Origin of the sequence: Bradyrhizobium sp. SZCCT0148 (genome assembly GCF_018129985.1) — a bacterium.
Classification (GTDB): domain Bacteria; phylum Pseudomonadota; class Alphaproteobacteria; order Rhizobiales; family Xanthobacteraceae; genus Bradyrhizobium; species Bradyrhizobium japonicum_H.
Map to the genome: position 1 here is coordinate 1 of NZ_JAFCKT010000024.1, position 26693 is coordinate 26693.

26 protein-coding genes are annotated in these 26693 nt (G+C 65.3%); 11 read left to right on the forward strand and 15 right to left on the reverse strand.

Going from position 1 to position 26693, the window contains the following annotated elements; genetic code table 11:
• Positions 1-81: 81 nt before the first annotated feature.
• From JQ580_RS32275 to JQ580_RS32285, 3 genes are all read right to left on the reverse strand, one after another.
• Positions 82-981 (reverse strand): LysR substrate-binding domain-containing protein, encoded by a 900-nt coding sequence (locus JQ580_RS32275; protein WP_212285182.1) that lies wholly within the window; start codon positions 979-981, stop codon positions 82-84.
• A 77-nt stretch (positions 982-1058) separates the two neighbouring features.
• A complete protein-coding gene (locus JQ580_RS32280; RefSeq protein ID WP_212285184.1) occupies positions 1059-2426 on the reverse strand; it encodes an amidase in 1368 nt (455 codons plus the stop codon).
• The gene (locus JQ580_RS32285; protein WP_212285186.1) at positions 2407-3603 is read right to left on the reverse strand and encodes an MFS transporter; all 1197 of its coding nucleotides are present in this window, start codon (positions 3601-3603) and stop codon (positions 2407-2409) included. Before JQ580_RS32285 ends, JQ580_RS32280 begins: the two co-directional genes overlap by 20 nt.
• A 26-nt stretch (positions 3604-3629) precedes the next feature.
• Here JQ580_RS32285 and JQ580_RS32290 point away from each other — a divergent pair, with 26 nt between their 5' ends.
• Positions 3630-3965 (forward strand): hydroxyisourate hydrolase, encoded by a 336-nt coding sequence (locus tag JQ580_RS32290; protein ID WP_212285250.1) that lies wholly within the window; start codon positions 3630-3632, stop codon positions 3963-3965.
• Here the strand turns inward: JQ580_RS32290 and JQ580_RS32295 are convergent, their stop codons facing one another.
• The 4 genes from JQ580_RS32295 to JQ580_RS32310 are packed head-to-tail and all read right to left on the reverse strand — an operon-like array spanning position 3966 to position 7825.
• Entirely contained in the window at positions 3966-4781 is an 816-nt protein-coding gene (locus JQ580_RS32295; protein ID WP_212285252.1) for an ABC transporter permease, read from the reverse strand.
• Positions 4781-5644, reverse strand: a complete 864-nt coding sequence (locus tag JQ580_RS32300) for an ABC transporter permease (RefSeq protein ID WP_212285188.1) — start codon at positions 5642-5644, stop codon at positions 4781-4783. The genes JQ580_RS32295 and JQ580_RS32300 overlap by 1 nt, the downstream gene beginning before the upstream one ends.
• Positions 5645-5654: 10 nt before the next feature.
• The gene (locus JQ580_RS32305) at positions 5655-6701 is read right to left on the reverse strand and encodes an ABC transporter substrate-binding protein (protein WP_212285189.1); all 1047 of its coding nucleotides are present in this window, start codon (positions 6699-6701) and stop codon (positions 5655-5657) included.
• A 29-nt stretch (positions 6702-6730) separates the two neighbouring features.
• Positions 6731-7825: an ABC transporter ATP-binding protein gene (locus JQ580_RS32310; protein WP_212285191.1), complete on the reverse strand. Its 1095-nt coding sequence runs from the start codon at positions 7823-7825 to the stop codon at positions 6731-6733.
• An 88-nt stretch (positions 7826-7913) separates the two neighbouring features.
• Here JQ580_RS32310 and JQ580_RS32315 point away from each other — a divergent pair, with 88 nt between their 5' ends.
• Positions 7914-9305, forward strand: coding sequence for an amidase (locus JQ580_RS32315; RefSeq protein WP_212285193.1), 1392 nt, complete (start codon positions 7914-7916; stop codon positions 9303-9305).
• On the opposite strand, the gene JQ580_RS32320 is transcribed toward JQ580_RS32315, so the two are convergent.
• Both JQ580_RS32320 and JQ580_RS32325 read right to left on the reverse strand, forming a co-directional pair.
• Positions 9302-10051 carry an aspartate/glutamate racemase family protein gene (locus JQ580_RS32320; protein ID WP_212285254.1) on the reverse strand — a complete coding sequence of 250 codons (750 nt, stop codon included), beginning with the start codon at positions 10049-10051 and terminating at the stop codon, positions 9302-9304. The two genes, JQ580_RS32315 and JQ580_RS32320, sit on opposite strands and share 4 nt — an antisense overlap.
• Before the next feature lie 2 nt (positions 10052-10053).
• On the reverse strand, positions 10054-10761 hold the full coding sequence (locus JQ580_RS32325; protein WP_212285195.1) for a GntR family transcriptional regulator: 708 nt from the start codon (positions 10759-10761) through the stop codon (positions 10054-10056).
• Between the two features lie 200 nt (positions 10762-10961).
• Between JQ580_RS32325 and JQ580_RS32330 the strand changes: the two genes are divergently transcribed.
• The 5 genes from JQ580_RS32330 to hydA are packed head-to-tail and all read left to right on the forward strand — an operon-like array spanning position 10962 to position 15736.
• Positions 10962-11966: an ABC transporter substrate-binding protein gene (locus JQ580_RS32330; protein WP_212285197.1), complete on the forward strand. Its 1005-nt coding sequence runs from the start codon at positions 10962-10964 to the stop codon at positions 11964-11966.
• Positions 11950-12801, forward strand: coding sequence for an ABC transporter permease (locus tag JQ580_RS32335; RefSeq protein ID WP_212285200.1), 852 nt, complete (start codon positions 11950-11952; stop codon positions 12799-12801). The genes JQ580_RS32330 and JQ580_RS32335 overlap by 17 nt, the downstream gene beginning before the upstream one ends.
• On the forward strand, positions 12801-13577 hold the full coding sequence (locus JQ580_RS32340; RefSeq protein WP_212285201.1) for an ABC transporter ATP-binding protein: 777 nt from the start codon (positions 12801-12803) through the stop codon (positions 13575-13577). The genes JQ580_RS32335 and JQ580_RS32340 overlap by 1 nt, the downstream gene beginning before the upstream one ends.
• 9 nt (positions 13578-13586) lie before the next feature.
• Complete coding sequence (locus tag JQ580_RS32345) at positions 13587-14315, forward strand: maleate cis-trans isomerase family protein (protein ID WP_212285203.1); 729 nt, start codon at positions 13587-13589, stop codon at positions 14313-14315.
• 11 nt (positions 14316-14326) lie between these two features.
• Positions 14327-15736, forward strand: a complete 1410-nt coding sequence (gene hydA / locus JQ580_RS32350) for a dihydropyrimidinase (RefSeq protein ID WP_212285205.1) — start codon at positions 14327-14329, stop codon at positions 15734-15736.
• 190 nt (positions 15737-15926) lie between these two features.
• Here hydA and JQ580_RS32355 read toward each other — a convergent pair whose 3' ends face one another.
• The 5 genes from JQ580_RS32355 to JQ580_RS32375 all read right to left on the reverse strand — a co-directional run bounded on the left by JQ580_RS32355 (position 15927) and on the right by JQ580_RS32375 (position 20754).
• A complete protein-coding gene (locus tag JQ580_RS32355) occupies positions 15927-16481 on the reverse strand; it encodes a TIGR02281 family clan AA aspartic protease (protein ID WP_212285206.1) in 555 nt (184 codons plus the stop codon).
• Positions 16482-16509: 28 nt separating this feature from the next.
• Positions 16510-16713, reverse strand: coding sequence for a DUF1289 domain-containing protein (locus tag JQ580_RS32360; protein WP_212285208.1), 204 nt, complete (start codon positions 16711-16713; stop codon positions 16510-16512).
• 44 nt (positions 16714-16757) lie between these two features.
• A complete protein-coding gene (locus tag JQ580_RS32365) occupies positions 16758-18353 on the reverse strand; it encodes a sensor histidine kinase (RefSeq protein WP_212285210.1) in 1596 nt (531 codons plus the stop codon).
• A gap of 135 nt (positions 18354-18488) precedes the next feature.
• Positions 18489-19769, reverse strand: a complete 1281-nt coding sequence (nhaD, locus tag JQ580_RS32370) for a sodium:proton antiporter NhaD (RefSeq protein ID WP_212285212.1) — start codon at positions 19767-19769, stop codon at positions 18489-18491.
• Between the two features lie 112 nt (positions 19770-19881).
• Positions 19882-20754, reverse strand: a complete 873-nt coding sequence (locus tag JQ580_RS32375) for an NAD(P)-dependent oxidoreductase (RefSeq protein WP_212285214.1) — start codon at positions 20752-20754, stop codon at positions 19882-19884.
• 197 nt (positions 20755-20951) lie between these two features.
• On the opposite strand from JQ580_RS32375, the gene JQ580_RS32380 reads away from it, so the two are divergent.
• From JQ580_RS32380 to JQ580_RS32395, 4 genes are all read left to right on the forward strand, one after another.
• Complete coding sequence (locus JQ580_RS32380) at positions 20952-21389, forward strand: VOC family protein (RefSeq protein ID WP_212285216.1); 438 nt, start codon at positions 20952-20954, stop codon at positions 21387-21389.
• 54 nt (positions 21390-21443) lie between these two features.
• Positions 21444-22586, forward strand: a complete 1143-nt coding sequence (locus JQ580_RS32385) for an Mrp/NBP35 family ATP-binding protein (protein ID WP_212285217.1) — start codon at positions 21444-21446, stop codon at positions 22584-22586.
• A gap of 213 nt (positions 22587-22799) precedes the next feature.
• A complete protein-coding gene (locus JQ580_RS32390) occupies positions 22800-23888 on the forward strand; it encodes a TRAP transporter substrate-binding protein (RefSeq protein ID WP_212285219.1) in 1089 nt (362 codons plus the stop codon).
• Between the two features lie 175 nt (positions 23889-24063).
• Positions 24064-25152, forward strand: a complete 1089-nt coding sequence (locus tag JQ580_RS32395) for a TRAP transporter substrate-binding protein (RefSeq protein WP_106950391.1) — start codon at positions 24064-24066, stop codon at positions 25150-25152.
• Between the two features lie 273 nt (positions 25153-25425).
• Here the strand turns inward: JQ580_RS32395 and JQ580_RS32400 are convergent, their stop codons facing one another.
• A complete protein-coding gene (locus JQ580_RS32400; protein WP_212285221.1) occupies positions 25426-26586 on the reverse strand; it encodes an acyl-CoA dehydrogenase family protein in 1161 nt (386 codons plus the stop codon).
• Positions 26587-26693: the final 107 nt, after the last annotated feature.

Genomic DNA, 26693 nt, shown 5'->3' on the forward strand with positions numbered 1-26693 from the left:
GTCGAAGCGAGCCATCAAAGCCTCCCTTTGGGAAGCCTTGAATCACTCCGCCTCATCACCCGCAAGGGGTTTGGGTAGAACCTAGCCCAGCTCGATCGGTGCGCCGCGGCCGCTGAGCTCCTCGTCGAGGCGCAGATAATGCGCGAGATAGTCGTGCAGCGCGGTCGCCGCCTTCGAGGTCGCGCCGCTGGATTTGTAAAGCAACAGCTCGATCTTCGGCAACGGCGGCAGGCCCTCGTTCGGTCCGATCTCGCGCATGGCCGGCACCAGCGCGCTGCGGCCGAGCACGGTCACCGCCATCCCGGCGAAGGCCGCGGCCTGGAGGCCGCCGACGCTTTCGCTGACGCAGGCGACGCGCCAGCGCAGATTGGCGCGCTCCAGCGTATCGATGGCGTAGTCGCGATAGATGTTGCCCGGCGGCAGCAGCGCGAGCGGGATCGGTCGCTCCTGATGCGCCGTGGACTGCTCGCCCGTCATCCACACCAGCTGTTCGCGCCGCACCACCTGGCCGCCGGTGAAATCGTTCATGCGGGTGACGAGCGCGATGTCGACGTCGCCGCGCTTGACCAGGCCGACCAGCGGCGTCGACAGCGCGCAATTGAGCTCGACCTGCACGCGCGGAAAGGATTTTTTGAACACGCTGAGGATCTGCGGCAGCATGAACGCGGCATAGAGATCCGGCGTGCCGAGCACGACCTGGCCCTCGATCTCCTGCGACGCCAGTTGCGAAATCAGCTCGTCATGCAACCTCAGGATGGATTTGGCGTAGGTGAGGACCGTGGTGCCGTCGTCCGTCAAGATGAGCCTGCGGCCGCCGTGCTCGAACAGCTGCTTGCCGGTGAGCTCCTCCAGCCGCTGCAATTGCAACGTGATCGCCGGCTGGGTGCGGCCCAGCCGTCGCGCGGTCTCGGTGATGCTGCCGGTCTCGACCACCGAGATCAGCGACCGGAGCATGCGGATGTCGAGGCTGACGAGGTTCATGCGGCGTCCATGTCGCCCGCAATTTATGCAAAACCCATGCTAGCGAGTCCACCTTGTCGGTCATGTCCTCGGCGAGGCTATCTCCGCAACATGGCCTCGATCTGCTGGGCGGCGCCAAGCAGGGTGCGGTCCTCTCCCCGCCGGGCGATGATTTGCAGGGCGAACGGAAGGCCGCGCGGATCCGTTCCGCACGGAATCGAGATCGCGGGCAGGCGGGCATGGTTGACGAAGGGCGTAAACACCGCATGCCCCCGTGGGCTCGCGGGCTTGCCGCCGATCATGTCCGGCCCAAGTTGCGTCAGCGACCAAGCGACGCAGGGGACGGTTGGGGTCAGCAGCAAGTCCACCTCCGTGAGGAAACCGGCGAACGCCCTGGCGACCGCGGCGCTTGCGACCAGAGCTCCAGCAACCTCTGCACCCGACCAGGACAGGCCGCGTTCGATCTGCCTGGCGACGTCAGGATCAAACATGGAGGGATCCTTGCGGAACGCGTCCCCATAGAGCGCAGCGAGACCCGCATGCTGGAGCGGCATGATGGCGTCTTCGGTCGCGCCCGCCGGCCAGACCGGATCGCGCTGCATAATGCGCAAGCCTGCCGCGGAAAGGCGGTCGACGGTTGAGGCGAGGCCATCCGCGACGATGTCGTCGACGGCGACGTCGAGCCCAAGACGGGGCGAGAATGCGATGCGCAGGCCGGCGACGTCTTCGGCCTGCGCGGGGATGACGGCGGAGTCCGGGTCGCGCGGATCGGCGCCGGCCATGGCCTCGAAAGCCAATGCGATATCGGCCACGTCGGACGCGATCGGTGCGATCACGGAGAGGCCGAAGAACGGCTCGGCAAAACCGGGTCCGTAGGGGATCGCGCCATAGGATGGCTTGAAGCCGGCGACGCCGACATGAGCCGGCGGCCTGCGGCTGGAGCCGCCGGCATCGGTGCCGATTGCGAGCGGCACGAGGCCGGCTGCGACGGCAGCGGCAGGACCGCCGGACGAGCCGCCCGGTGTCAGCGCGTGATCGAGCGGGTGGCGCGTGGGCCCGTAGAGCTGTGATGTGGTGACCCCCTTGCAGGCGAATTCCGACGTCGCCCCGATGCCGACGACGACGGCGCCGGCGCTGCGCAGCCGCTCGATCGCGATCGCATCGTCGGGCGCGACGAAATCGGCAAACAGGCGCGAGCCCTGCGTGACACGCCAGCCGGCGACCCAGATGTTGTCCTTGACGACGATGGGCACGCCCGCGAGCGGCATGGTCTCGCCGGCGCGCAGGCGAGCGTCGACCGCTGCGGCATCGGCCAGCGTGCGCTCGGGGTCGATCGTGACCACCGCATTGAGCGCCTTGGCGGCCTCGACGCGCGCGAGAGCGGCTTTGGCGGTCTCGACCGCGGTCGTTCGTCCGGCCGTGACATCGACCGCGATCCCGCGCGCACTATTGAACAGTCTTGTCATGGCCTCCCCAGATCAACGCCAATGTGCCGCACAGCGCAAGGCAGGCCAAGGCGACGAAAGCCGCGCCGAGGCTGGCCGCGGCGTCCAGGATCGAGATCAGCGCCGCGGCAGCCAGCAATCCCGCATAGGATGCGGTCAACACCGCACCGGTGGTCTCGCCGATCCGATCCTGCGGCGCGAGGCGCGCGATCTCGGCAACGAAAACGCCGTTCCAGCCCGACGCCGTCAGGCCGAACAGCGCGGCCATCGCGAATTGCCAGGTGCGTCCGAGCGATCCGCCGTCGAGGCCGAGCAGCGCGGCGCAGAAGGCCATGCCGAGGCCGATGACGACAAGAACGGCGCGCGAGGCGTCGAGCCGCATCGCGACAAAGCCCCAGCCGAGCCGACCCACCAGGCCACCGGCTTGCGCGCAGGCGAGCGCCATCCCGGCCTCGATATGGCTGAGGCCGAGTTCGCGGGTGCCCAGCGTGACGAAGACCGTGTTGAGCGACACCTGCATCGCGCTGAACGGCATCGAGGCCAGCGCCAGCATCGCAATGCGCCGGTCCGCGGTAACGAGCGCCAGCCGTGCACGGAGACCGAGCTCTGGAAGTGGGGCCGCCTTGCCGGCATAGGCCGGCCGCAGCCGCTCGAACAGCAGGATCGCGAGCAGCGCGCAGGCTCCGACGGCTGCGTAGCACCAGGCGGGTCCGAGCGAGACGGCAATGGCAGGCAGCACCAGCGAGCCGCAGACGGCGCCAATCTGGTTGCCGGTCTGTCGCACCGAGAACACGAAGGCCCGCCGTTCGGCCGTCACGAGCCGCGACAGCAGCGCCGCGCTAGCCGGCGTCTCCGGTCCGAATGCAAGGCCGAGACAGAGGCCCGCAGCGAGCAGCGCAGCCGTCGTGCCGAGCGAGGCCAGCGCCATGCTGACGACGATGGCCGCGGCGCAAAGGCTGGCGATCCGGAGCGAGCCCAGCCGCGCAATGAAACCGCCGCCCCAGAACGAGGCGGGGATTCCGACGGCGAACACCGCGCAGGAGAACATCGAGAGCTGCCAGACCTCGATACGGGCGCGCGGCGCGACCACGCCCGGCGCGAACAGCGCGAGCGCCACCAGGGCCTGGAGCCAGGTCATCGCCCCCAGGGCCGGCAGCAGCGCGGGCGCTGGCCGAGCGGCACCGTTTGCGTCTACCATGCAGCTGCACTCATAGGAGGATCATGGTGGCAGGTGGTATTTCCATTCACGCGGTCGACGTGGCGAGCGGACGGCCGGCGCAGGGCCTGCGCGCCGAGATCTGGCGGATCGATCCGGACTCGCTGCGCATCGCCGACGGGCGGCTCGGCGCCAACGGCGTGCTCGATCATCCCGTCGCGCAAGGCGCGGGCGTGACGGCCGGCGAGTATGAAGTCCTGTTTCATCTCGGCGCGTTCTTCGGCGACAGCGACGGTTTCCTGACCGTGGCGCCGTTTCGCTTCCGCATCAAGAACGTCGATGAACATTTTCATCTGCCGCTGAAATTCACCCGCTGGGGCTACTCGCTGTTTCGCGGGGCCTGATCAGTTGGTCAGCCGCCGCGACAGGCCGGTGACGCGCTCCATCACCGCAACCAGAACAACGGTGGCAATGATCAGCACGCTCGACAGCGCGGCGATGGTGACGTCGAGCTTGCCTTCGAGGTCCTGCCACATCCGGATCGGCAGCATGTCGGTCGCTGCGTCGCGCAGGAACAGCGAGACCGGCACGTTGTCGAAGGACGACATGAAGGCGATGAAGGCGCCGGCAATGATGCCGGGCCGGATCAGCGGCAGCACGATGCGCCGGAACGTGTAAAGGCGGCTCGCGCCGAGCACCGCGGAGCTCTCCAGCAGGGTCGGCTCCAATTGGGCAAGGGCAGCGACCGTGTTGCGCACGACATAGGGCACGCAGACTACGGTGTGGCCGATTACCAGCGTCAGCGGGGACACCGGCAGGCCGACCAGCGAAAACAGCATCAGCGCAGCCAGACCAAAGGCCAGCGCAGGCAGGACCAGCGGCGACATGAAGAGGGAATCGAGCAGTCGCGCCGACAGTGCCTGCGACCGCGAGATCGCAAGCGCGGCGGCGACACCGAGCACGACGGACAGGCCCGTCGCCCACAGCGCGACGATCAGGCTGTTCTTCGCCGCGAAGTGCAGCTGCCAGGCGTCCCAGAGCTCGGCGTACCAGCGCAGCGAATAGCCCGGCGGCGGAAACCTCAGCGAGAAGCCGCTCGTGAAGGAGACGATCAGGACGACGAGCGACGGCGCGATGATCAGGATCAGCGCGATGATCGCGACCAACGTCATCACCAGTTCGAAGCTGAATGCCTCGAGCGTGCGCTTGCGGCCAGCCATCATGCGCCTCCATAGCCGCGCGACAGGCGGCCGAGCGTGGTGAAGACCGAGACGACCGCGAGCACGGCCAGCAGGAAGATGATCGAGATCGCCGACGCGAACGGCCAGTTCTGCAAGGTCGAGGCCTGCTGGTAGAGATACATCGGCATGAACAGCATCTGCCCGCCACCGACCAGCGATTGGGTGATGAAGGCGGTGATGGCGGCAGCATAGGTCAGGGTGCAGCCGGCGATCACGCCGGGCAGCGACAGCGGCAGGACGACGCGGAAGAAGGTGCGCCAGCTTCCGGCGCCGAGCGAGCAGGAGGCATCGTCGAGATTGGAATCGATGCGGCCGAGCGCGGTGATCAGCGGAAGAATCATCAGCGGCATCTGCACCTGAGCGAGCGCGATCACGACGCCGAACTGGGTGTAGAGCAGCTTCAGGGGCGTATCGATGATCCCCAGCGACTGCAGTGTCGCGTTGATGATGCCCTGGCGGCCCAGGATGACGATCCACGCGAAGGTACGCACCACCACGCTGGTCAACAGCGGCAGCAGCACGATCAGGATGATGATGGTCTGAAGCCTGGGCCCGACCCGCTGGTAGAGCCAGGCGATGGGAAAGCCGAGCACGAGACAGACGGCCGTCACTTCGGCCCCCAGCAGCAGCGTCGAGCCGAGAACGCTGAGGCTGAAAGGGTCGGTGAGGAAGTGAATGTACTGGCCGAGCCCCCAATGGAGCCCGGCCGTGTCGTTGTGCAGCGAGAGCCAGAACAGTTGCACGAGCGGCGCGACGAAGAAGAACAGGAAGAACAGCGCCAGCGGCGCCGCCAATCCCATTCCATATGAGGTGACGTCCCGTGATGCCGGTGCCGTGCCCATGGTGAGGGTCCTAGATCTTAATCTCGCGGTTGAAGCGCTCGATCCAGGCCGAGCGCTGCTCGTTGATCTTCTTCCAGTCCTGGAACACGAACTTCTTCTTCAGCTCGGCGGTGTCCTTTGCGAGCACGCGCGCGATCTCGCCGCCCATCGTCACCTTGGAATTGGTCGGCACGATCAGATAAGGCGGGTTCATCAGCGTGGTCTGGACCTCGGGCGTCAGCGCCGCCTCGATCAGCTTGAAGGCAAGCTCGCGGTTTGGCGAGTTCTTGACGATGTGGATCGTGGTCTTGAAGGCGATGGCACCTTCCTTCGGCGCCACGAACTCGACCGGCACGCCGCGGGCTTTGAGGATCTGGATAGCATTGAAATTGCCGGGCGAGATGTCGATCTGGCCCTGCTGGAACAGGGTCGCAAGCGCGCCAGGGTTGGCGGCCACCGCGGCGAGATTGGGCTTGAGTTCCTCCAATGCCTTGAAGGCGGGATCGATATTGGCTTCCGAGCCGCCGCGCATCTTGGCGATCTCGACCAGCCAGCCGGTGCCGAGCGTCGAGTTGAGGTTGGTGATGCCGACCCGGCCCTTGAATTCGGGCTTCCAGAGATCAGCCCACGAGGTCGGCGGCGTCTTGACGGCTTCCGGGTTGTAGGTGAGGCCGACGACCTGAAAGAACGGAGCCGGTCCCATCGGCTCCTGCGCCTCGGCGATCAGGTCCTTGTAATAGGCGCTCTTCTCGACCGGATAGGCTTCGACCAGGTCCTGACCGATCGCGACGAGGGCAGGGCCGGGATCGTGCAGCATGACGTCGATCGGCGGATTGGCCTTCGCGGCATTCACCTTCGCGATCTGGTCGACCGAAAGCATGGGGTCGAGCACCATCGCGGCGTCGGCGTTCGCCTTGCGGAAGGCGGGCACCAGCACGGCCTTGTGCGCTTCTTCCCAGCTTCCGGTGAAGGTCGCAAACACCAGCGGGCGTGCCTGCGCGAAGCTCAGTCCGGGAAACGCCTTCATGGCCCCCAGCGTGAGGGCGGTCGTCATCAGGCTGCGGCGATTGAGGATCATGTCGAACTCCGTATGGACAATGACAGGAACTAAAGCGTTGCGGGAAATGCGTTGGCGAGCGAAGGCGCGAGTGGTGCAAGGCGCACGGCGGCGCCGCTCTCCAGTGCGCGCGTCTCGCCGATGCGCGCCTGGGAAATCTTGACGCCGGAGCCGTCGGCCGTCGTGACCTCGTGCACGACGGTCGCGCCCAGCGGCAGCGACATGCCGACCACGCCGGCGAAGCCGGTCTCGTCGCCGACGAATTGCAGATGCTCGGGTCGGATGCACACGGTAACACGGCCTCCCTCGGTGAGCGTGCCTGTGGCAGGCCGCGCGATGATCTCCGCGCCGGCATCGAGGCGGATCTTGGCGGCAGTTCGGTCCGCCGAAACGACCACGCCGGGCATGCGATTGCTGGAGCCGACAAAGGTATTCACGAACAGCGTTTGCGGGCGGTCGTAGACGTCCGACGGCGTGCCGAACTGCTCGAGCTTGCCTTGACTCAGTACGGCGACGCGGTCGGCCATCGACAGCGCCTCTTCTTGGTCGTGCGTCACGATCAGCGTGGTGATGCCGGAGACACGCTGCAGCCGCTTGACCTCGATCTGCATGTCGAGACGTAAATTCTTGTCTAGCGCGGCAAAGGGCTCGTCGAGCAGCAGGATCGACGGCTTGATCGCGAGCGCGCGGGCCAGCGCGACGCGCTGTTGTTGGCCGCCCGAGAGCTGCCGCGGCAGGCGTTCAGCCATGGTCGGTAATTGCACCAATTCCAGGAGGCGCTGCGACTCGCGCTGGCGCGTCGCCCTGTCGATACCGCGGGCAGCGAGCCCGTAGGCCACGTTCTCGCTGATGGAGAGATGCGGGAACAGCGCGTAGTTCTGGAACACGATGCCGACGGCGCGGCGGTTCGGCGGCAGCGTGTCGACGATGTCGTCGCCGATGATAATGCGGCCCTGCGTCTGCGCGATAAAGCCGGCGATGATCCGCAGCAGCGTGGTCTTGCCGCAGCCGGACGGGCCGAGCAGGGCGATGATCTCGCCGCCCTTGATGTCGAGATTGATGTTTTCAACCGCGAGCGCGCCGCTCGGGTAGCGGTGGGTGACAGCGTCGACGACCAGCGATCGTCCGCCTTGCGGTTCAGCCATGATGTTGCCTCCCATTGCCCCAGAGGAGAAAGCAAGTCCCGTGCCCGACGCGGTCGCTTTTTGCGGTGCGTTTTGGCATTGTCATCCGATGACCTCGGATCAATCGATCTGCCACCTCACCGCCACAACCCTCGCGCGCGCCATTGCCAGGGGAGAGCTGTCTTCGCGTGACGCCGTCGAGGCGCATCTGGCGCGGATTGCACTGGTGGAGAGGCAAATCGCAGCGTTCGTGACTGTTGATGCGCAGGGTGCCCGCCGTGCGGCCGACATCTGCGACGCGGCGGCTGAGCCGAGCGGCCCGCTGCATGGGGTGCCCGTCGCGATCAAGGACCTCACCGACACCGCCGGGCTTGCGACCACCTACGGATCGGTGCTGTTTCGCGACCACGTCCCGGCCGAGGATGACCTCGTCGTTGCGCGGCTGCGGCGCGCCGGTGCGATCATCCTGGGGAAGACCAACACGCCGGAGTTCGGCTTCGGCGCGGTCTGCACCAATAAATTGTGCGGGCCGACGCGCAATCCGTTTGATCCAGCGCTGACTTCCGGCGGATCGTCCGGTGGCTCCGCCGCGGCAGTGGCGGCCGGCATGGTGCCGCTGGCGCACGGCACCGATTTCGGTGGCTCGGTGCGCACGCCCGCAAGCTTCTGCGACGTCGCCTCGATTCGGCCGACCCCTGGCCGCATCCCGTCGCCCCGCCGACCGCTCGGTTGGGACATGCTGGCCAGCCACGGTTTTCTTGCCCGCGGCGTCGATGATCTCGAACTCGCGCTGTCGGTCTGCGCTGGCGCCGATGCCCTGGACCCGCTCTCGACCGGCGTCGTCAATGACCATCGTCCCCTGCTTGGACGTTCCCGGATCGCAGTCACGCCTGATTTCGGTGTTGCGCCGGTTTCGCGCGATGTGCGCGCCCGGTTTGCCGATGCTTGCGAAGCGCTCGCGCGTGTTGCCGAAATCGTCTCGTCTTCGCCGGATTGCAGCGGTGCGATCGAGACCTTCCGCACCCTTCGGGCCGCGCACATCGCCAACAGCTATGGCGAGCTGCTGAGAACGCGCCGCAGCGAGCTTACGCCCACCGTGATCTGGAATATCGAGGCGGGCGCCAAACTCTCGGCCGAGGATTACCTGAACGCCGAGCGGCGGCGCACCGCGATCTACCGCAGCTTTGGCGCGCTGTTCGCGCGTGCGGATTTCCTGATCGCGCCGGCGGCGTCGGTTTTCCCTTGGCCGAACGAGATCAGTGACGTCACCGCGATCGACGGCGCAGAGCTGGAGACGCCGATCGACTATCTCGCCGTCACCTTCATCGTTTCGCTGGTCGGATTTCCGGTGCTGACCTTGCCGGTGCGGCGGGGGGAGAATCAGCTGCCCTTCGGCATCCAGATCATCGCGCCGCCGGGTTGCGAATCCCGCCTGTTTGCTTTCGGCCGTGCCATCGAAAACGAATTGGGCTTTTCGCATCGCCGGCCGAGGCTCCCCTAGCTGTCGCGATGCTCGAGCCGGGCGGCGAGCGCGCCGGCAAGACCGATGGTGGGTTTGGCAGCGGGCCGGCGGTACGTGCCGGCCGTGGCCTTGCGCAGGCGCAGCGCGACAAGTGCCTCGGCCAGCTTCACGGCGGCGACGACCTGGTCGACGACGGGAACGGGGATCCGGTCGGCGACGCGCTCGGCAAGACCCGAGAGCGGCGCACCTGCAAAGATCAGCACATCGGCCTCATCCTCGACGATCGCGCGCTGTGCGAGTTCGACCAGAAGGTCCTCCTTCTCGGTGCCGACCTCGGAGATCGCCTGAAACGGCGCGTCGAGCATGCGGATGCCCGCGCAGCGCTCGCGCAGCCCGTGGTCGCGGACACATTCCTCGTACCAGGGCCCCAGCGCCTGGGCGAAGGTGACGATGGCAAAGCGCCGTCCGGCCATGCAGGCCGTCAGCATCGCGGCTTCCGCAAGGCCGATCACGGGAATATCGAACGTCTCGCGCGCGGCGAACAGGCCGGGGTCACCGAAGGCGGCGATGATCGCAGCATCGACCTTGGTATGCTGTTCGGCCAGCATTTCCAGTGCGATGGCGCCGCCGATCTGCGCCTCGGTGCGGGTTGCGATATAGGGCACGCCGCGCGCGGCGGTGCAGGGGACGATCTCGGTGCCGGGCGCGGCGGCGCGCTGCCCGACATCCGTCATCAACCGCGTGACCCCCGTGCTGGTGTTGGGATTGAGCAGCAGCAGCTTCATGGTCATGCCGCCGTCAGCTTGGGTTTGGGCGCGAGCGTCTCGAGCAGCGCAGTGCCGGTCTGCCGGACATGGGCGCCGAGCAGGCGCCCCGCGGCTTCGCTGTCGCGCGCTTCGAGGGCGGCGAGGATACCGGCGTGTTCGTCCACCGAATTGCTCCAGCGCCTGTCGGCACCCAGCGCCAGATAGCGTGCACGCTCGGCGCGGGAGATCAACGTCTCGTGCGCCTCGCGCAGCGGCGTGTTGCGCGCCATCCGGACGATGGTGTTGTGAATCTCGCCGTTGATGGCGAAGTAATCGTCGAGCTTGCCGCTGCGGTGATGACCTTCCATGCGGGTCTGCAGCGCGCGCAGGCGGGCGAGGTCGCGCTCGGTGGCGCGCTCGGCGGCGAGTTCTGCGGCGAGCCGCTCGATGCCGGCGAGCGCTTCGAACAATTCCGAGATGCCGGCGATCGCAATGTCGGCGATGCGCGGGCTGCGGTTGGGGCGGAGCTCGATCAACCCTTCGGCCGCGAGCACCTTCATCGCCTCGCGAAGGGGCGTGCGCGACACGCCCAGTTCCTTCGACAGCTTGGTCTCCTGGGTCTGCGATCCCGGCGCCAGTTCGCCGCGAATGATCATCGTCCGCATCCGCGCGGCGGCGCGCTCATGCAGGCCCATCCTCTTGAGCTTGGGCGATTTTCGGCCCTTCGGGGTTTCCGACTTCTGCTGCACGCGCGCCTCATTGCTTCAGTTCATCCTAGCCGTTTCCGGCCGCTTTGCTTGCCCAAAATACCGACGCATGTCGCTGAAAACAATGGCATAGCGCGCAAATTGTATGCAGCATGCAAAAACCGGATTGCGCTGCGGCGAAGGGCGACGGATGATCCTGCGCAACGCGCGGGATCTCGCGCTCTATCGAAACGGAGTATGCGATGCGGACGAGTTTGCGACTGGGCCTCGTGGTGATGGCGGCGATGTTCGGTGCGAGCCATCTCGCTTCCGCGCAGACCGCGAAGATCAAGCTCGGCTACGCCAAATGCGCGCACTGTCTGCCGATGTCGCTGATCCCAGGCATGGCGAAGGGCGTCGAGGTCGAGGCCACCGGCTTCAACTCGGGCAACGACGTGCTCACCGCGCTGATCTCGAAGAGCATCGACGTCGCGCAGGTCACCTACCTTCATTACATTACCGCGCTCGACAAGGGCTTTGACGTCGTCGCCGTGTCCGGCCAGATCAACGGCGGCTCGGAATGTCTTTCCTCCACGAAGCTGAACCTCCCGCCTGATGACTGGACCGCGTTCAAGGCCATCGTTGCCAAGGGCAAGAGCGACGGTCAGTTGCTGAAGGTCGCGGCCTCCCGCGGCAATGCGCAGGACATCCACATGCGCGGCGCATTCCTCAAGCAGGGCGTCGATCCCAACAAGGACGTCCAGTTCATCAACATCCCCAATCCGTCCGACCATCTCGCGGCGCTGCAGCGCGGCGAGGTCGACATGATCTGCTCGGTCGAGCCGTTCGCCTCGCAGATCCGGCTCGCCGGTGCCGGCAAGCATTTCGTGCTGCCGTATGAGCAGGCGGCAGGCAATCTGACCAACCTGATCGTCACCCGCTCTGACGTCATCGCAAGCCAGCGCGCCGGCGTTCAGGGCGTCGTCAGCGCCGTTGTTGAGCTCGACAACAAGCTGATCGCCGACAAGACGCCGTGGATCGAGGTCATCAACAAGCTGACCGGCCTCGATAAGAATGTGGCGACCGAAGCGCTGAAGAACGCTTCGCCCGATTCGGCGATCCATCGGTCGCAAACGCTCGCGATCGCGGCGATGATGCGCGACCTCAAATACATTCAGAAGGACGTCTCCGCAGAAGCGGAGAAGAACATGGATTATTCGTTCCTGGAGAAGGCCACGGGAAAGGCCAAGAATGACCTCGGTTACTGACGTCTCGCCCGCGAGGCCGGCCTTTCGGCTGACGCGGGCGTTGCAGGGGCTCGAACGCCTCGTTGTCCCTGCGCTGCTGATTGCCGGCTGGGAAGCCTTCGCTCGTAGCGGCGTGCTTCCGCCCGCGCTGCTGCCGGCGCCGAGCGCGGTGCTGCATGCGCTCGGCGACTGGGTGTTCGGCTTCGACGAGACGACGCAAACCTATTCCGGTCACTGGCTGCGCGATGCGCTCGCCAGCGCGCTTCGCGTGTTCGGCGGCTTCGCGCTGGCAAGCCTGCTCGGAATCCTCGCCGGCGTCGCCATCGGCTGGTCGCGCCTGTTCGAGAAGACGCTGGAGCCGACGCTGCAGATGCTGCGGCCGATCCCGCCGGTGTCCTGGATCCCGCTCGCCATTATCTGGTTCGGCATTGCCGACAAGCCGGCGATCTTCCTGGTCTTCCTCGGCGCGTTCTTTCCCGTGCTGATGAACACCATCCATGGCGTGAAGACCGTCGACCACAATCTCGTGCGCGCCGGCGCGATGATGGGCGCGAACCAGCGCCAGATGCTGACCGACATCGTGCTGCCGGCGGCGCTGCCTTCGATCTTCGCAGGCCTTCGCATCGCGGTCGGCTCGGCCTGGATGCTGACGGTCACGGCCGAGATGGTCGCGGTCAAAAGCGGCCTCGGCTACGTCTTGTGGGATTCCTACTACTTCCTGCGTTACGACATCGTGCTCGCGGCGATGATCTCGATCGGGCTGCTCGGCTATCTCTCCGACCTCGGGCTCAAGGCGATCATGGCGCACACGCTGCGCTGGCAGCAGACAACCACCGTGCAGGGCAGGGCAGGCTGATGGCGGCCATCGAGCTACGCAACATCGTCAAGGTGTTCTCCGACAAGCGGCGCGGACGCGACCTGCTGACGCTGGACAACATCAATCTCGACATCGAGGCCAACGACTTCGTCTGCCTGCTCGGTCCGTCCGGCTGCGGCAAGTCGACCCTGCTCAACATCATCGCCGGCTTCGAGCAGGCGACGTCCGGCCGAACGCTGGTCGACGGCAGGCAGGTGCTGCAGCCCGGCTCCGACCGCGGGGTGGTGTTCCAGCAGCCGACCCTGATGCCGTGGCTGACGGCGATCGACAACATCGCCTTTCATCTCAAGCTCAAGGGCGTCGGCAAGTCCGAGCGGCACGATCGCGCCATCGAGTTCATCGATCTCGTCGGCTTGCGCGGTTTCGAGCACCATCATCCCTCCGAGATGTCCGGCGGCATGAATCAGCGCGTCGGTATCGCCCGCGCGCTGTTGATGAATCCTAGCGTCATCCTGATGGATGAGCCTTTCGCGGCGCTTGACGCCCAGACCAAGCTCGAAATGCAGGAGGAGCTGGTCGCAATCTGGCAGAAGCGCCGCTGCACCATCGTTTTCGTCACTCACAGCGTCGACGAGGCGCTGGTGCTCGGCAACAAGATCGTGGTGATGACGAAGCGGCCCGGCCGTATCCGCGAGGCCGTCAACTTCGACCTGCCGCGCCCGCGCGACATCACCAGCCCCGAATTCAATGACGCGAAGCGCCGCATCCTCTCCCTGATCCGGGAGGAGTCGACGCGCCTGGCGCAGGCGTCGTAAGGTATCGCCATGCGCAAGCGTCTCGGCATGATCACGCCGTCCTCCAACTCGGTGCTCGAGCCCGTCACCAGCGCCATGCTGCATGGCGTGCCTGTCACCGCGCATTTCTCGCGCTTCCGCGTCACCGAGATTGCGCTCGATACCGCCGCGCTCAACCAGTTCGACGCCTCGGTGATGCTGCCGGCGGCGGACCTGCTGGCCGATGCCAAGGTCGACGCGATCGCCTGGAACGGAACCTCGGCGAGCTGGCTCGGCATCGGGCGGGACAGGAGCCTGTGCGAAGCAATCACGGCGCGTACGCGCGTGCCGGCGACGACGTCCACGCTCGCCTGCATCGACGCCGCCCGGGCGCTTCGAGCGAGGCGCGTCGGCCTGGTCTCGCCCTACACCGACGACGTCCAGCGGCGGATCGGCGACGTCTGGGCCGAAGAGGGCATCGTTCCGCATGCCGAGCGGCATCTCGGCCTGCGCGACAATTTCTCCTTCGGCGAGGTCCCGCCTGCGACCATCGCGGACATGATCCGCGCGGTCGCGGCGGACGGCGCCGATGCGGTCGTCATTCTCTGCACCAATCTCGACGGCGCTGTGCTCGCGGCCTCGCTCGAACGGGAATTGGGCATCGCGGTGCTCGACTCGGTCGCGGTCACGCTGTGGCGAACGCTGGCGCTTGCCGGCGGTGACGTCGCTGCTCTTGCGTCGTGGGGCCGGATCTTCCAGACACCCGCGGTCAACGAATAACGGAGGCGCCTGTGACCCAGCTCGATCTCGCCATTCGCGGCGGCACCATCGTGACGGCCAGCGACGAGTTCCGCGCCGATATCGGCATTCGCGACGGCCGCATCGTCAGCATTGCCGATTGCATCGAGGGCGCGTCGCGCGAGATCGACGCGACAGGGTTGCTGGCGCTACCGGGCGGGATCGACAGCCACGTCCATATTTCGCAGCCGTCGGGCCCCGACGTGGTGATGGCCGACGATTTTGCCTCGGCGACGCGCGCGGCCGCGGCCGGCGGTAACACCATGGTGCTGCCCTTCGCGCTGCAGGAGAAGGGCACGTCGCTGCGCACCTGCGTCGAGAACTACCGCAAGCTTGCCGAGGGCGAGTGCTACATCGACACCGCGTTCCATCTCATCATCTCCGATCCGACCGCGGTCGTGCTCGGGCAGGAGCTGCCGGCGCTGGTCAAGGACGGCTACACCTCGTTCAAGGTGTTCATGACCTATGACGATCTCGTGCTCAGCGACGGCCAACTGCTTGAGGTGTTCGACGTGGCGCGCCGCGAAGAGGCGCTGGTGATGGTCCATTGCGAAGGCTATGACGCGATCCGCTTCCTCACTAGCAAGCTCGAGCGCGAAGGCCACATCGCGCCCTATTACCACGGCGTGTCGCGGCCCCAGGCCGTCGAGCGCGAGGCGACGCACCGCGCCATCAGCCATGCCGAGGTGATCGGCGTTCCCATCATGATCGTGCATGTCTCAGGCCGAGAGGCGATGGAGCAGGTGCGCTGGGCCCAGCAGCGCGGACTGCCGGTGCATGCCGAGACCTGTCCGCAATACATCACGCTGACGGCCGACGACATGAAGGGCCTGAACATGGACATCACGGGAGCGAAATATGTCTGTTCGCCGCCGCCGCGCGACGTCGAAAGCCAGCAGGCGATCTGGGAGGGCATCACGACCGGCGTGTTCCAGACCTTTTCATCCGACCACTGCCCGTTCCGCTACGATGATCCCCAGGGCAAGCTGACGCCGAATGCACGCACCTCGTTCCGCTGGGTACCGAACGGCATTCCCGGCGTCGAGACGCGGCTGCCGATCCTGTTCTCGGAAGGCGTCTCGAAGGGGCGGATCAGCCTGCAGAAATTCGTCGAGCTGACCGCGACCAACCATGCGCGCATCTACGGCCTCTATCCGCGCAAGGGCTCGATCGGGGTGGGCTTCGACGCGGATATCGTGCTGTGGGATCCGAAGCTGACAAAGCCGATCCGGCAGGCCGATCTGCATCACGGCTCCGACTATACGCCCTGGGAAGACTTTAACGTCACCGGCTGGCCGGTCACCACGATCGCGCGGGGACGTGTGGTGTACGAGCACGGCAAGATCGTCGGTGACAAGGGCGCGGGCGAGGTACTCAGCCGCGGCAAGTCCAGCCTGATCTGATAACGGGGATGAGCAATCAGGCAGATCTGGGAGAAGCAGGTCGCAACGCATCCCGACAGTCCCGCGATGCAACCGCGCAGCCTCGATCGCGGATTGCGCATGGGCACCAATCTGACCGACGTGCAGCGGCTTGCACATTGCAAGCACGAGCGCCATCGTCGCGTGCCTCGTGCGCTAGGCGCCGAGGTTGCTAGTCGATCGCCGTGCGCGAGCGGCGGTGGCTGCTCTGAAGCTCGGGATAGCCGGTCAGCATCAGCTTGTCGGCGCGCACGCCCCAGCTCTCCAGGCGGTCGAGGAAGCTCATGCCGAGCAGATTGATCTTCATCTGTCCGGGCTGGACGACGAGGGCCGGCACCGATTTTTCGACGAGATGACCGACGGAGAGACGGTCGAGCGTGAGGCGGGCCGCCTTGGTATGGCCGCCCGCGGTTTCGAGGTCGACATCGTATTCGAGCATTTCGAGCGGCAGGCCGATCGCTTTGGCGGTTTCCCAGGTCAGCACCACCGACGTCGCGCCGGTATCGATCACCATCGGCGCGGCGACGCCGTTGATCTTCGCACGCAGCGCGAATTCACCGCGCTGGCCGCGCGGGATCTGTACGGCGGGGGCGGGCGTTACCGTCTGACCGCGGAAGATGTGCGAGACCTTGTGGCTGGCGCGCGCGATCTGATCGGGGTCGCCATAGGCGACGACTGCGCCTGCCGTGCCGGCGAGCATGGCGAGAACGAGCAGGAAGCGGATCATCGCGCGCCTCCGCAGGCACGCAAGCCTGTCAGGTTCGTTTTGGCGATGCCGCGATCGGCGCCAGTCCAGCGTTGGTCATGCGGGCCGGCAACAGCGCCATGACCGCGAGCCGGTCCGCGCTTTCCATGGCGTGCCAGCGCGCGATCTCGGGCAACGTCCGGCCGCAGCCGAAGCACAGCTTGGTCCTGGGATCGATCATGCAGACGGCGACGCACGGCGTTTCTTTGCTCATTGGGACATAGTGGGGGATTGTCGGGCATGTCTGCAAGCATCTGGTTAGGAGCCTGTGCCTGCGCTCATGATCGGTTTGTGGCGCGGCCGGCGCTTCTCCTCGGGCAGGACGGAACTCTCCGGCTGGAGCGGCGGGGAATCATCCGAAAGCGGCGCCAGTGCGCTCATCACGCGCTCCGGCGGGAAGGTGACGATCACCTCGGTGCCGATGCGCAGCTTCGATTTCAGCGTGAACGTGCCGCCATGCAGGTCGATCAGATTCTTGGCGATCGGCAGGCCGAGCCCGGCGCCCTGTTCGGCGGACTTGATCGAGTTGGAGCCCTGGCCGAACGAGGCGAGAACGACCGGGATCTCGTCCTCGGGGATTCCGGAGCCGGAATCCCGCACCGAGAGATATTGTCCGCCCGAGGCGGTCCAGCCGGCCTTGAGCCAGATCTCGCCGCCTTGCGGGGTGAACTTGATCGAGTTGGAGAGCAGGTTGAGCACGACCTGGCGGATCGCGCGTTCGTCGGCCCACAGCCGCGGCATGGCCTGCTCCAACACCTCGTGAATGGTGATGCCGCGGCTGGAGGCGCGCAGCTTCATCAGATGATGGCAGTCGGCGACGATGCCGACCAGCGAAACCGCTTCCTCGTTGAGTTCGTAGCGGCCGGCCTCGATCCGCGAGAGGTCGAGGATCTCGTTGATGAGGTTGAGCAGGTGCACGCCGGAATTATGGATGTCCGCCGAGTACTCCTTGTAGACCGGCACCGCATGCGCGCCGAAGATCTCGCTCTTCATCACCTCTGAGAAGCCGAGGATGGCGTTCAGCGGCGTGCGCAGCTCGTGGCTCATCTGCGCGAGGAAGCGCGACTTGGCGACGTTGGCAGATTCGGCGCGGTGACGCGCTTCGTCCGAGATCGCCTTGGCCTGTTCGAGTTCGCCGATCAGCGCGTCCTTCTCGGCGCGCGCTTCCAGCGTGGCGAAGGTCGAGGAGTGCAGGCGATGAGCCAGCAGCACGAAATAGCCTTCGGCGGCCAGCGCGAGCGCGGCCAGGATGTAATTGTCCAGCGAGCCCGTCATCACGAAGCTCAGCGCCATCGCGACCGCGACCGGCGCGGTTGCGGCGAGGGCTGCGATCGGCAGATTGGCCGCGAGCATGCTCGACACTGCGATCACCAGCAGCATCAGGAACATCATCAGCGTTTCCGTGACCATGTCGAGCACGGGATGGATCAGGATCGCCATCCAGCACAGGCCGTAGAGCAGGTCGAGCACAACGAAACGCGTCCGCCATGCCCGCGTCGCCGCGGGCGAGGCGGGCTCGGTGAGGAAGCGACGGCAGCTGCGGATCATCGCGGCGTGGAGGCAGAGCATGCCGGCGGTCCACGCGGCGGCCGGGATCGGCTGCATCCACAGGCCGAACAGCACGCCGGTCGCGACCACCAGCAGCATCACGACATAGGAAGCCGACAGCCGCGTCTGGGCGTATTGGCGCAGCATCTCCGCGTCGAAGGCAGGCCGGGTTCCACTGGTCGACGTTAACTTGTCCCGCGCCTCGCGTACCCGCTGCGCCGCGGCCCTCCGGCTGCTCGCCGATGGAGCGCTCACCGGCTCGGCCGGAAGCTGCACGACCTCGGGCTTTTCAGCGGGGTTACTCATCAAGCAACAACGATTCCTGCCCGCGCCGGACGCGGGCCTTCTGCATTCTCTATCTCTGGCAAGAAATCCTTAAGAGGTGACTTAAGGAGCTAAAGAATTACGTTAACCCGGCGTTAATTTGATTCTGGCCCGCCGTCAGTGCAGCGCCGCGTGCTGCACGATGTAGACCATCGCTCCCGCCAGATATCCCACCAGCGCGGGGCCTGCGATGCGGCGGGCGTACCAGAAGAACTCGATCTTCTCCAGGCCCATCGCGGCGACGCCCGCGGCCGAGCCGATGATCAGGATCGAGCCGCCGGTGCCGGCGCAATAGGCGATGAACTCCCAGATGAAGCTGTCGGGCGGATATTGCACCAGATTGTACATGCCCATCGTCGCGGCGACGAGCGGTACGTTGTCGATGATGGCGCTCAGGAGGCCGAGCAGGATAACGATAATGTCGAGGCGCCCGACCGTGACGTCGAGCCATTTCGCCAACAGTTCCAGCACGCGAGCATGCTCCAGGCACGCGACGGCCATGAGGATGCCGACGAAGAAAACGATGGAGCTCATGTCGATGCGCGTCAGCGCATGGACGAGGGTGAGGGGACGGCGCGCGTCCTCGTCCTTGTGGCGGTGAACGATCTCGCCGACCAGCCAGAGGATGCCCAGCCCGAAAAGAATACCCATGAAGGGCGCAAGGTGCGTCACGGCCTTGAAGACCGGGACCGCAACCAGGGTGCCGAGGCCGAGATAGAACATCAGATTGCGCTCGAACGCCTCGACCCTGAGGGCCTGCTCTCCCCCTTGCAGCGGAGGGACGATCTCTTTTCCCCTGAGCGAATAGCCGATGATGAACAGCGGGATCAGAAGGTTGACCAGCGACGGCAGGAACACCGACTTCATGATGCTGAGGGGAGTGATCTGCCCTCCGATCCAGAGCATCGTCGTCGTGACGTCGCCGATCACGGTCCACGCGCCGCCAGCGTTGGCCGCGATGACGATGATGGAGGCGAACAGCAGACGATCGCTCTTGTTGCCGATCAGCTTCTGGATCAGCGAGATCATCACGATGGTTGTCGTCAGATTGTCGAGGATCGCGCTCAGGAAGAACGTGACGAAGCCGATGATCCACATCAGCGAGGTCTGCTTCGTGGTGCGGATGATCGAGGTGATGACTTCAAAGCCGTTGTGGGCGTCGATCACCTCGACGATCGTCATGGCGCCGATCAAAAAGAAGACGATCTGCGCGGTCGAGGCGACGGATTCGTCGAGTTGGTGGTTGACGAGCGAGGCGTCGCCGACGGACAGCGCGTAAATGGTCCAGAGCAGACCGGCTCCCAGGAGAGCCGAGGCGCTCTTGTTGACGCCGAGCGGGTGTTCGAGCGCGATGGCAGCATACGCAACGATGAAAATGGCGGCTATCACGCTCAGCAAGTCAATTCCCCCCGGAATTCGTTCTTCGACTCAATGCGAGCCTCGTCGCGGCGAGTGCCGCGTCGAGACCCGCGAGGGTCGCAGCTGCCCGGCTGCGGCCCTCATGCGTTCATCAGCGTTGCAGCCGCGCCAGCAGGCTCGACGTATCCCAGCGCTTGCCGCCCATCTTCTCGACCTCTGAGTAGAACTGATCCACCAGCGCGGTGACAGGCAGGTTGGCGCCGTTGCGGCGGGCTTCCGCCAGCGCGATCGAGAGGTCCTTGCGCATCCATTCCACTGCGAAGCCGAAATCGTACTTGTCCTCGTTCATGGTCTTGTAGCGATTTTCCATCTGCCAGGATTGCGCCGCACCCTTGGAAATGGTCTCGATCACCGCGGCGACGTCGAGGCCGCTCTTCTTGGCGAAGTGGATCCCCTCGGAGAGACCCTGCACCAGGCCGGCGATGCAGATCTGGTTGACCATCTTGGTGAGCTGGCCGCTGCCCGCGGGCCCGAGCAACTTGCACATCCGCGCATAGGCCCCCGTGATGATCGGCTCGGCGCCGGCATAGGCGCCCTCGGCGCCGCCGCACATCACCGTCAGAACGCCGTTCTCGGCGCCGGCCTGGCCGCCGGAGACCGGCGCGTCGACGAACTTGAAGCCGGCCTTGGTCGCGGCCGCATCCAGCTCACGCGCGACTTCGGCAGAGGCGGTGGTGTGATCGACGAAGGTCGCACCCTTCTTCATGCCGGCGAAGGCGCCGTCGGCGCCGATCGTGACCGCGCGCAGATCGTTGTCGTTGCCGACGCAGCACATCACGAAATCCTGGCCTTCGGCGGCGGCCTTCGGGGTCGGGGCGGTCTTGCCGCCGAACTTGTCCGCCCATTCCTTCGCCTTGGCCGCGGTGCGATTGTAAACGGTGACCTCATGGCCCCCTTTTTTCACGAGGTGTCCAGCCATGGGATAGCCCATCACGCCGAGACCGAGGAAAGCGACTTTTGCCATGTGTGGTACCTTGTCCGTAGCTTGAGTTTTACGGTTGCAGCCGGGCGAGGGCGCCAGGGCGGCGTCCTCGAAGTTCCACCGCGAGGGCGGACCGGAGGCGCACCATAAACCGTTAAGGGCAGAGGGCAACGGCTTCGTTTGGCGGCCCCCTGTGCTAGGATGGCGGATCCAAGGACTTCAAAAAAGGGAGCGAAAGCATGGGCGGCGTGAGCGTTGGCGTCCTCGATCATTTCAACATCCGGACCCGGCAGCTGGCCGAGACGGTCCGCTTCTACGAGGATGTGCTGGGCCTGGAAAAAGGCGCCCGGCCGAATTTCGCCTTCCCCGGTGCCTGGATGTACAGCGAGGGCAAGGCGGTGGTGCACCTCGTCGATATTTCCGCGACCGCCGAGCCGCAAAAGCCGGATTCCGGCGTTGTCCATCATGTCGCCTTCGTCAGTCGCGGCTTCGACGGCATGAAGCAGCGGCTGGCATCCAAGGGCATGACGTTCGACTCCCGCCAGGTGCCCGGCGGAGACCTCTGGCAGATCTTCGTCAACGACCCCAACGGGGTCATGATCGAGCTGAATTACGAGGCCGCCAAGGAGCAGGGGGCAGCGCCCGTCGAGAAGGCTGACGATATCGGCAGGCAGTAGCCTTTTGGGCGTTTCCGCTCTAATGGGGCATCCTGAACTTTGAGGAGATGCGCTTTGAGCGTGACGCAGCAACAGGTTCTCGACAGCCTCGCCCGGATCAAATCCCCCCGCGGGGTCGCGCTCACCAACGCCAATGTGCTGAGCGCGATCAGCGCGTCCGACGGCAAGGTGTTCTTCTCGATCAACGTCGATGCCGGCGAGGCGAGGGCCTGGGAGTCGATCCGGGCCGAAGCGGAGGCCGCCGTGCGCGCCATTCCCGGCGTCACCACCGTCATGGTGGCGCTGACCGCCGAGCGCAAGCCGGGCTCTGCGCCGCCGCCACCTCCGCAACCGAGCCGCGGCACGCCCGGCGTTCAGCCGGTCCATGCCCACAAGCCGCCGCCACAGGGCGGCGCCCAATCGCCGATGGCGCGGCAGTCGGAAATTCCGGGCGTTGCCGCCGTGATCGCGGTCGCCTCCGGGAAGGGCGGCGTCGGCAAGTCGACCACCGCACTGAACCTGGCTCTCGGTCTGCGCGACCTCGGCCTCAAGGTCGGGTTGCTCGATGCCGACATCTACGGCCCCTCGGTGCCAAGGCTGACCGGCCTGCACGACAAGCCGGAGTTGAACGGTGAGCGAAAAATGATTCCGCTGCGGCGCTTCGGTCTCGCCATCATGTCGATCGGTTTCCTGGTCGAGGAAGAGACCGCGATGATCTGGCGCGGTCCCATGGTGATGTCGGCGGTGACCCAGATGCTGCGGGATGTCGAATGGGGCAAGCTCGACGTGCTGGTCGTCGACATGCCGCCGGGCACCGGCGATGCCCAGCTCACGCTGGCGCAGAACGTGCCGCTCAAGGGCGCGGTGATCGTCTCGACCCCGCAGGACCTGTCCCTGATCGACGCGAGGCGGGGGCTTGCCATGTTCAAGAAGGTCAACGTGCCGGTGCTCGGCATCGTCGAGAACATGAGCTACTTCCAGTGCCCGCATTGCGGCACGCGATCGGACATTTTCGGCCATGGCGGGGCGCGGCACGAGGCCGAGAAGCTCGAGGTCCCCTTCCTCGGCGAGATCCCGCTGCACATGGCGATTCGCGCCACCTCGGATGCAGGCAATCCCGTCGTCGATAGCGAGCCGGACGGTCCCCATGCGGCGATCTACCGCGCCATCGCAGGGCAGGTTCGCGACCAGCTCAAGGGCGTCATCGCGGCGGCCTGAGCCGGCCCCCGCGGCCACGCTGGTCTTATTGGGGACATGCGACTTTCGTAGAGCCCCGTCATGCCATTGTCGCGTTCCGCAGGCGGGGCTTCCGTGGTAAAGGCCCACGGCGGTCAAGCCCCTTCGGTTCGACGCGGCCTAACGCGTCGCCGGAATGAGCGGCGGCAAGAAGAGAAGTCAAGGGGAAACGCCCCAGCAAGGAGAGACCTGAAGATGAAGCGTCGTGATTTTCTGAAAGTGTCGGCAGCAGGCGCGGCGGCGACCGCAGTTGCCTCGCCGGCGATCGCGCAATCCTCGCCCGAGGTGAAGTGGCGCCTGACTTCGAGCTTCCCGAAGTCGCTCGATACCATTTATGGCGGTGCCGAGCAGGTGGCGAAGTACGTCGCCGAGATGACCGACAACAAATTCCAGATCCAGGTGTTCGCCGCCGGTGAGCTCGTTCCCGGTCTGCAGGCGCTGGATGCGACCTCCAGCGGCACGGTCGAGATGTGCCATACGGTGTCCTACTACTATGTCGGCAAGGACCCGACCTTCTCGATCTTTGCGTCGGTGCCGTTCGGCCTCAATGCGCGCCAGCAGAACTCGTGGCTCTACCAGGGCGGCGGCAATGAGCTCGCCAACGAGTTCTTCAAGAAGTCGAACGTGATCGGCTTCCCCTGCGGCAACACCGGCACCCAGATGGGCGGCTGGTTCCGCAAGGAGATCAAGACCGTTGCCGACCTCTCCGGCCTGAAGATGCGCATCGGCGGCATTGCTGGCCAGGTGCTCCAGAAGGTCGGCGTGGTGCCGCAGCAGCTCGCCGGCGGCGACATCTATCCGGCGCTCGAAAAGGGCACCATCGACGCCGCCGAGTGGGTCGGCCCCTACGATGACGAAAAGCTCGGCTTCGCCAAGGTCGCCAAGTACTACTACTACCCGGGCTTCTGGGAAGGCGGTCCGACCGTCCACGCCTTCGCCAACCTGGAAAAGTTCAATGCGCTGCCGAAGAACTACCAGGCGATCCTCACCAACGCGACGGCCAATGCCAACACCTGGATGGCCGCGCGCTACGACATGCAGAACCCGGCGGCCCTGAAGCGCCTGGTTGCCGGCGGCACCCAGCTGCGTCCCTTCACCAACGAAGTGCTGGAAGCCTGCCTCAAGGCGACCAACGAATTGTGGGGCGAGATCTCGGCCAAGAACCCCGACTTCAAGAAGTCGATCGACGCCATGCAGGCTTACCGCTCCGACGAATATCTGTGGTGGCAGGTCGCCGAATACACCTACGACAGCTTCATGATCCGCTCGCGCACGCGCGGCTGATCGCCCAGGCCAAGTCAACCTCAAATCAAAACCGGAAAGCCCGGCCTCCACTGGAGGCCGGGCTTTTTCTTTGCCGCAGTGCGATCGGGATGGCATTCGGTCCCGGCTTGCGTCATGCTGACCGCAAGCCTCGGAAAGAAGGCTCACAATCACTGAACCATCAGGGCAGGAAATCATGAAGAGAAGAGACTTCATCAAGGTCACAGGACTTGGTGCGGCCGGCGCGGCCACCCTTGCGGCTCCCGCGATTGCGCAGTCGATGCCGGAAATCAAATGGCGCATGCCGACGAGCTGGCCGAAATCGCTCGACACGCTGTTCGGCGGCGCCGAGATGATGTGCAAGATGGTCGCCGAGGCGACCGACAACAAATTCCAGATCCAGATCTTCGCGGCCGGCGAGATCGTGCCGGGCCTCCAGGTGCTCGACGCCGTGCAGAATGGCACCTGCGAAATCGGCCACACCGCCTCCTATTACTATTTCGGCAAGGATCCGACCTTCACCTTCGGGTCATCCGTGCCGTTCGGCCCCAACATGCGCATCAACCAGGCCTGGTACATGCAGGGCGGCGGGCGCGACGTGCTGAACGAGTTCTATAAGAGCTACAACGTCGTCTCGCTGCTCGCGGGCAACACCGGCTGTCAGATGGGCGGCTGGTTCAGGAAAGAGGTCAATACGCCCGACGATCTCAAGGGCATGAAATTCCGCGTCGGCGGCTTTGCCGGCCGCGTGCTCCAGAAGCTCGGCGTGGTGCCGCAGCAGCTCGCGGGCGGCGACATCTACCCGGCGCTGGAGAAGGGCACCATCGATGCGGCCGAGTGGGTCGGCCCCTATGACGACGAGAAGCTCGGCTTCTACAAGATCGCGCCGCACTACTACTATCCCGGCTGGTGGGAAGGCGGGCCAATGCTTCTCGCCTTCGTCAACCTCGACAAGTGGAACGCGCTTCCGAAATATTACCAGAGCGTGCTTGAGCAGGCCGGCCACTACGCCAACAACTACATGATGGCGCGCTACGACACCGCCAATCCGCTGGCGCTGAAGAAGCTGCTGGCGGGCGGCACCAAGCTGCACGCCTTCTCGCCGTCGATCATGGATGCATGCTACAAGGCCGCCAAGGAGCTGCATGCCGAAGTCGGCGCGACCAACGCCAATTTCAAGAAGGTGCACGACTCCCTCGCCAAGTTCACGAGCGACGGCTACGCCTGGTTCCAGGTCGCCGAGGTCGGCTACGACATCTTCATGGCACGGCGCTCGCAGAGCTGAGCGCATCACCGGTTAAATGCAGCGCCCCGGAGCGAAAGCCCGGGGCGTTTTCTTGTGCGATCAAGAGTGTGGCTACCCCAAAAGTTAAAAAACAAACCCATGCACAGTAGCCAACGGCTTGATAATCCATGAGAAAATTTACAAAATCGCTGCGGCGGAAGCCGGAGCCGGTGTTGGGGGCGGAGCAATTTGAATGGCAAGTCGGACTGGCCTCCCTGTGCCGCTACGCCACTGCGCCGCCCTAGCCTTGGGCCGCCCTAGGCTTGGGCCGCTCTAGCTTTGGGCCGCTTTCCAGTCGCGCTTGATCTTCTTGGCCAGCGACCATTTGTGCACTTCAGTCGGCCCGTCATAGATCTGGAAGGCACGGATTTCGCGGAAGGCTTGCTCGACGATCGTCTCCGTCGAGACCCCTGTGCCGCCCATCACCTGAACGCAGCGATCGGCAACCCGCATCAGTGCTTCCGACACGGCCACCTTCGCCATGGAGCTCTCGGTCGTGCCGAGCGAGCCGGTGTCGAGCACTCCGGCGCACCAGTCGATCATCAGCTCCGATTGCTGGAGATCGATCAGGTTCTCCGCCAGCATGAAGCCGACGCCCTCGTGGTCGACGAGCGGCTTGCCGAACGCCTGGCGGCGGCAGGCATAGTCGGTGGCAATCTCGTTGGCGCGGATCGCGAGGCCCAGCCATCGCATGCAATGCGACAGCCGTGCGGGGCTCAAACGAATTTGGGCATATTTGAAACCCTCGCCGGACGCGCCGAGCATCTGGTCGGCCGGCACCCGCAGGTTTTCAATGTCGATCTCCGCGTGTCCGCCGGGCATCGAATTGTCGATCGTATCCAGCACGCGCAGCGTGCGGATCGCGGGATTTGGCAGATCGACGAGGAACATGCACGCGCCATCGTCAGACTTCGCCATGACGATCCCGACGCGCGCTCCCTCGGCTCCCGTGATGAACTTCTTTCGCCCGTTGATGACCCAATGGTTGCCGTCGAGCCGGCACGTCGTCTGCATCATCGACGGATCCGATCCGGCTCCGCCCGCATCGGCAGGCTCCGTCATGAAGAACGCCGAGCGCGCTTTGCCGGACACCAGCGGTTCGAGAAAACGCGATTTCTGCTCGGGGCTGCCGACCTTGCCGAGCAGGTACATGTTGCCTTCATCCGGCGCCATGGTGTTGCACGCCAATGGACCGAGTGGAGACAGGCCAGTCTTGATCAGCGCCTTCGCAGTCTCGCGTTGCGTGAGATGGGACCCGTCCGCGAGAATGTGCGGCGTCAGGACGCCGGCCTTCCGCGCCTTGTCGCGCAGCTCCTGCACGAGCTCGTCGCTCGGACCGTGCGGACCTGTCCGGGAATCCCTCTCATAGGGAATGACTTCACTCCGGATGAACGCCTCGATCTTCGCTGCAATGCTGTCGTCTTGATGGGGCATAGCTACTCCGGTCGACTGCCGCCTCGGCGGAGGCTGGCTTTCGATCAAGCTATAGACGGATGGGCCGGAGTTGAGCAACATCCGCGCTGTCACTGCCGGATGAGGGG

Bases quoted from the DNA above. Each gene is read 5' to 3' on its own strand.
- JQ580_RS32275 (WP_212285182.1), bottom strand. From the start codon at position 981: ATGAACCTCGTCAGCCTCGACATCCGCATGCTCCGGTCGCTGATCTCG.
- JQ580_RS32280 (WP_212285184.1), bottom strand. From the start codon at position 2,426: ATGACAAGACTGTTCAATAGTGCGCGCGGGATCGCGGTCGATGTCACG.
- JQ580_RS32285 (WP_212285186.1), bottom strand. From the start codon at position 3,603: ATGGTAGACGCAAACGGTGCCGCTCGGCCAGCGCCCGCGCTGCTGCCG.
- JQ580_RS32295 (WP_212285252.1), bottom strand. From the start codon at position 4,781: ATGGCTGGCCGCAAGCGCACGCTCGAGGCATTCAGCTTCGAACTGGTG.
- JQ580_RS32300 (WP_212285188.1), bottom strand. From the start codon at position 5,644: ATGGGCACGGCACCGGCATCACGGGACGTCACCTCATATGGAATGGGA.
- JQ580_RS32305 (WP_212285189.1), bottom strand. From the start codon at position 6,701: ATGATCCTCAATCGCCGCAGCCTGATGACGACCGCCCTCACGCTGGGG.
- JQ580_RS32310 (WP_212285191.1), bottom strand. From the start codon at position 7,825: ATGGCTGAACCGCAAGGCGGACGATCGCTGGTCGTCGACGCTGTCACC.
- JQ580_RS32315 (WP_212285193.1), top strand. From the start codon at position 7,914: ATGACCTCGGATCAATCGATCTGCCACCTCACCGCCACAACCCTCGCG.
- JQ580_RS32320 (WP_212285254.1), bottom strand. From the start codon at position 10,051: ATGAAGCTGCTGCTGCTCAATCCCAACACCAGCACGGGGGTCACGCGG.
- JQ580_RS32330 (WP_212285197.1), top strand. From the start codon at position 10,962: ATGCGGACGAGTTTGCGACTGGGCCTCGTGGTGATGGCGGCGATGTTC.
- JQ580_RS32335 (WP_212285200.1), top strand. From the start codon at position 11,950: ATGACCTCGGTTACTGACGTCTCGCCCGCGAGGCCGGCCTTTCGGCTG.
- JQ580_RS32340 (WP_212285201.1), top strand. From the start codon at position 12,801: ATGGCGGCCATCGAGCTACGCAACATCGTCAAGGTGTTCTCCGACAAG.
- JQ580_RS32345 (WP_212285203.1), top strand. From the start codon at position 13,587: ATGCGCAAGCGTCTCGGCATGATCACGCCGTCCTCCAACTCGGTGCTC.
- JQ580_RS32355 (WP_212285206.1), bottom strand. From the start codon at position 16,481: ATGATCCGCTTCCTGCTCGTTCTCGCCATGCTCGCCGGCACGGCAGGC.
- JQ580_RS32360 (WP_212285208.1), bottom strand. From the start codon at position 16,713: ATGAGCAAAGAAACGCCGTGCGTCGCCGTCTGCATGATCGATCCCAGG.
- JQ580_RS32365 (WP_212285210.1), bottom strand. From the start codon at position 18,353: ATGAGTAACCCCGCTGAAAAGCCCGAGGTCGTGCAGCTTCCGGCCGAG.
- JQ580_RS32375 (WP_212285214.1), bottom strand. From the start codon at position 20,754: ATGGCAAAAGTCGCTTTCCTCGGTCTCGGCGTGATGGGCTATCCCATG.
- JQ580_RS32380 (WP_212285216.1), top strand. From the start codon at position 20,952: ATGGGCGGCGTGAGCGTTGGCGTCCTCGATCATTTCAACATCCGGACC.
- JQ580_RS32390 (WP_212285219.1), top strand. From the start codon at position 22,800: ATGAAGCGTCGTGATTTTCTGAAAGTGTCGGCAGCAGGCGCGGCGGCG.
- JQ580_RS32395 (WP_106950391.1), top strand. From the start codon at position 24,064: ATGAAGAGAAGAGACTTCATCAAGGTCACAGGACTTGGTGCGGCCGGC.
- JQ580_RS32400 (WP_212285221.1), bottom strand. From the start codon at position 26,586: ATGCCCCATCAAGACGACAGCATTGCAGCGAAGATCGAGGCGTTCATC.